Consider the following 2,811-nt stretch of genomic DNA (forward strand, 5'->3'; position numbering starts at 1 on the left):
CGAAGGACTCCGGGCAGGGCCGCGAGGGGGAGCTGCGCCTGCGGGCACCCCAGCTGACGGTCGGCTACGTCGACCCGGCGCTCGACGCCGAGGCCTTCGACGAGCGGGGCTTCTTCCGCACGGGGGACCTGGCGGTCCTGGGTCCGGACGGCACGCTGACGATCACGGGGCGGCTCAAGGACGTGATCATCAGGAACATGGAGAACGTGTCCGCCCGGGAGGTGGAGGACCATCTGGCGACCCATCCCGCCCTGCGGGACTGGACCGTCGTCGGGGTGCCGGACCCGGTGACCGGGGAGCGGGTCTGCGCGGTCGTCGTGCCCGAGGACCCCGCGGCGCCGCCGACGCTGGCGGAGGTCTGTGCGCACCTGCGGGCGCGCGGGCTCAACACCCGCAAGCTCCCGGAACGGTTGGAGGTGCTGGACGTGTTGCCGCGCAACGCGATGGGCAAGGTCGGGAAGGCGGCGCTGGTGCAGCGCCTGACGGCGGGGGAGTGCCGATGAGCTGGATCGAGGACTACTACGGGGCCTGGAGCGCCGACGACGCCGAGGCCGTCGCTGCGTTCATGGCGGAGGACGTCGTGTTCGAGGACGTGACGGCCGGGCACGTGGCGCGGGGTCCGCGCCAGGTGCGCCGGTTCGTGGAGATCTGCGCCGAGCGGGTGCCGGGGGCGCGGTACGAGGTCGTCCGCAGCCACGCCTGCCCGGACACGTACGCCGTGGAGTGGGTGATGCAGCCGATGGGGGTGCGCGGAGCCTCCTACGGCACCCTGCGGGACGGGTTGATCACCGGCAACCGCGACTACTGGAACGGGGCGGTGTTCACACCGTGACGGCCGTGACCCCGACCGACACCGTGCGCGCCCTGCTCGACCTCCTCGCGCGCGGGGCCGTGCACGGGCCCGAGCTCGCCGGGCTGTTCGCCGCCGACGTCGAGTACTGCTACCACGTCCCGACGGCCCCCGTCGTCCGCGGCCGGGAGGCCGTCGTCGCCGAGCTGCGCACCCAGACCACCCACTACTCCGAGTTCCGGTACGACGTCCGCTCCGTCACGACGACACCGGAGCGGGTCGTGGTCGAACGGGCCGACAGCTTCGTGCTGCCCGGTCGGACGGACCGGGTCGGCTTCCCGGTCGTGGGGGTCTTCGACCTCGCGGCGGACGGGACGATCACAGGCTGGCGGGAGTACTGGGACACCCGGACCTTCGCCGCGCAGACCAGGGGGGCTTCGTGACCACACCACCGCGGGACGAGATCGAGAGCGCGTTCCGGCACTACTTCCTGACGGGGCCGGTGTACGAGGACTGGGCGGCGTGGGCCGAGCTCTTCACCCCCGACGCGACCTACACCGACCATTTCTGGGGCACCTTCCACGGTCCGGCGGAGATCCGCCGCTTCCTCGAGGGGACCATGTCCTTCGCACCCCACGTGTACTCCCCGCTGGTCTGGTACGTCCTGGACGGCACGCGGATCGTCTACAAGGTGCTCAACCGTGCCGACAACCCGGTGGCAGGGCGACCGCCACTGGAGTTCCCGTCGCTGCAGGTGATCACCTACGCGGGCGACGGCCGCTGGTCGTCGGAGGACGACTGGTGGACCGTGGATGAGATGAGACGGTTCAACCAGGCCTACGCGGCGGCCCGGGTCGAGGCGGGCGAGGCGGCCACCGACCCGCTGTCGCGCGCCGACTGGGGCACGGTCGACTGGGCCCGCCCCGCCGCCGGGCACGCGGCGGCCCCCTCCTGGCAGGGGAGCGACGTCGAGCCGATCGGCAGCATGCGCGCCATGACCTTCGGGGTCCGCCACCCGCGCCCCGCCTGACGCCTTCCACACCGACACTGGAGAGGACACCACACCATGACCGGATCGCTCGAGGGCCGAGTCGCCTTCATCACCGGCGTCGCCCGCGGCCAGGGCCGCGCCCACGCCGTCCGTCTCGCCCGGGAGGGCGTCGATGTGATCGGGGTGGACATCTGCCGGGACAACCCGCACATGGACTACCCCAACGCCTCCGTGGCCGACCTGGAGGAGACGGTCGCCCTGGTCGAGAAGCACGACCGGCGCATCGTCGCCCGCCAGGCGGACGTCCGGGACTTCGCGCAGCTCAAGGCGGCCTTCGACGAGGGGTACGCGGAGTTCGGCAGGCTCGACATCGTGATTGCCAACGCGGGCATCATCCGCCTCGGCCCCGAGGAGGACTTCCTCGCCGAGTGGCAGGAGGTCATCGACACCAATCTCACCGGGGTGTTCCACACCGTCCGGGCGGCCCTGCCCGCGCTGAAGGCGGGCGGTCGCGGCGGGTCGATCGTGATCACGAGCTCCAGCGCCGGGCTCAAGGGCACCGGCACCCCGCTGGCCAGCGGCCAGGCCTACGCCGCGGCCAAGCGCGGGCTGGTGGGCTACATGCAGGCGTTGGCGAACGACCTCGCGCCGGAGTGGATCCGGGTCAACACCATCCACCCGACGGGCGTCGTGTCGGGGATGACCCAGAACGAGGCCATGGCCGCCCTCATGGCCCAGGCCGCCGAGGGCGGGTCCAACGCGATCTCCGCCATGCAGAACGCGCTGCCCATCCCGATCCTCGAGGCGGAGGACATCGCCAACGCCGTCGCCTACCTGGTGTCGGACGAGGCGAAGTACATCACCGGAGTGCAGATGCCCCTCGACGCCGGGTTCAGCATCCGCTGACGGGCCGGGGCCCAGTCCGGGTCTCAGTCCGCGGCTACGGCGACGACCTGCTCGCCGTAGCTGCGCAGTGCGTCCAGCGCGGCCTCGGCGCCGTCCGCGGGAAGGTGGACGACGACCGAGGTCA

At 72.1% G+C, this 2,811-nt stretch carries 5 protein-coding genes; all 5 read left to right on the forward strand.

Annotated elements, in window-relative coordinates; genetic code table 11:
* A partial coding sequence (locus H5J29_RS27950; protein ID WP_181783979.1) for a class I adenylate-forming enzyme family protein occupies window positions 1–503 on the forward strand: 503 nt, incomplete at its 5' end.
* Window positions 500–832, forward strand: coding sequence for a nuclear transport factor 2 family protein (locus tag H5J29_RS27955; protein WP_181783980.1), 333 nt, complete (start codon window positions 500–502; stop codon window positions 830–832). The genes H5J29_RS27950 and H5J29_RS27955, both read left to right, overlap by 4 nt.
* A 5-nt stretch (window positions 833–837) precedes the next feature.
* Entirely contained in the window at window positions 838–1,233 is a 396-nt protein-coding gene (locus tag H5J29_RS27960) for a limonene-1,2-epoxide hydrolase family protein (protein ID WP_181783981.1), read from the forward strand.
* Window positions 1,230–1,820 (forward strand): nuclear transport factor 2 family protein, encoded by a 591-nt coding sequence (locus H5J29_RS27965; RefSeq protein WP_181783982.1) that lies wholly within the window; start codon window positions 1,230–1,232, stop codon window positions 1,818–1,820. The genes H5J29_RS27960 and H5J29_RS27965 overlap by 4 nt, the downstream gene beginning before the upstream one ends.
* A 36-nt stretch (window positions 1,821–1,856) precedes the next feature.
* Window positions 1,857–2,687 (forward strand): mycofactocin-coupled SDR family oxidoreductase, encoded by an 831-nt coding sequence (locus H5J29_RS27970; RefSeq protein ID WP_181783983.1) that lies wholly within the window; start codon window positions 1,857–1,859, stop codon window positions 2,685–2,687.
* Window positions 2,688–2,811: the final 124 nt, after the last annotated feature.

Source organism: Pseudonocardia pini, assembly GCF_013870575.1.
GTDB classification, from domain to species: Bacteria; Actinomycetota; Actinomycetes; order Mycobacteriales; family Pseudonocardiaceae; genus Pseudonocardia; species Pseudonocardia pini.

Excerpts from the sequence above, each read along its gene's own strand:
- H5J29_RS27955 (WP_181783980.1), top strand. The coding sequence starts at position 500 with ATGAGCTGGATCGAGGACTACTACGGGGCCTGGAGCGCCGACGACGCC.
- H5J29_RS27970 (WP_181783983.1), top strand. The coding sequence starts at position 1,857 with ATGACCGGATCGCTCGAGGGCCGAGTCGCCTTCATCACCGGCGTCGCC.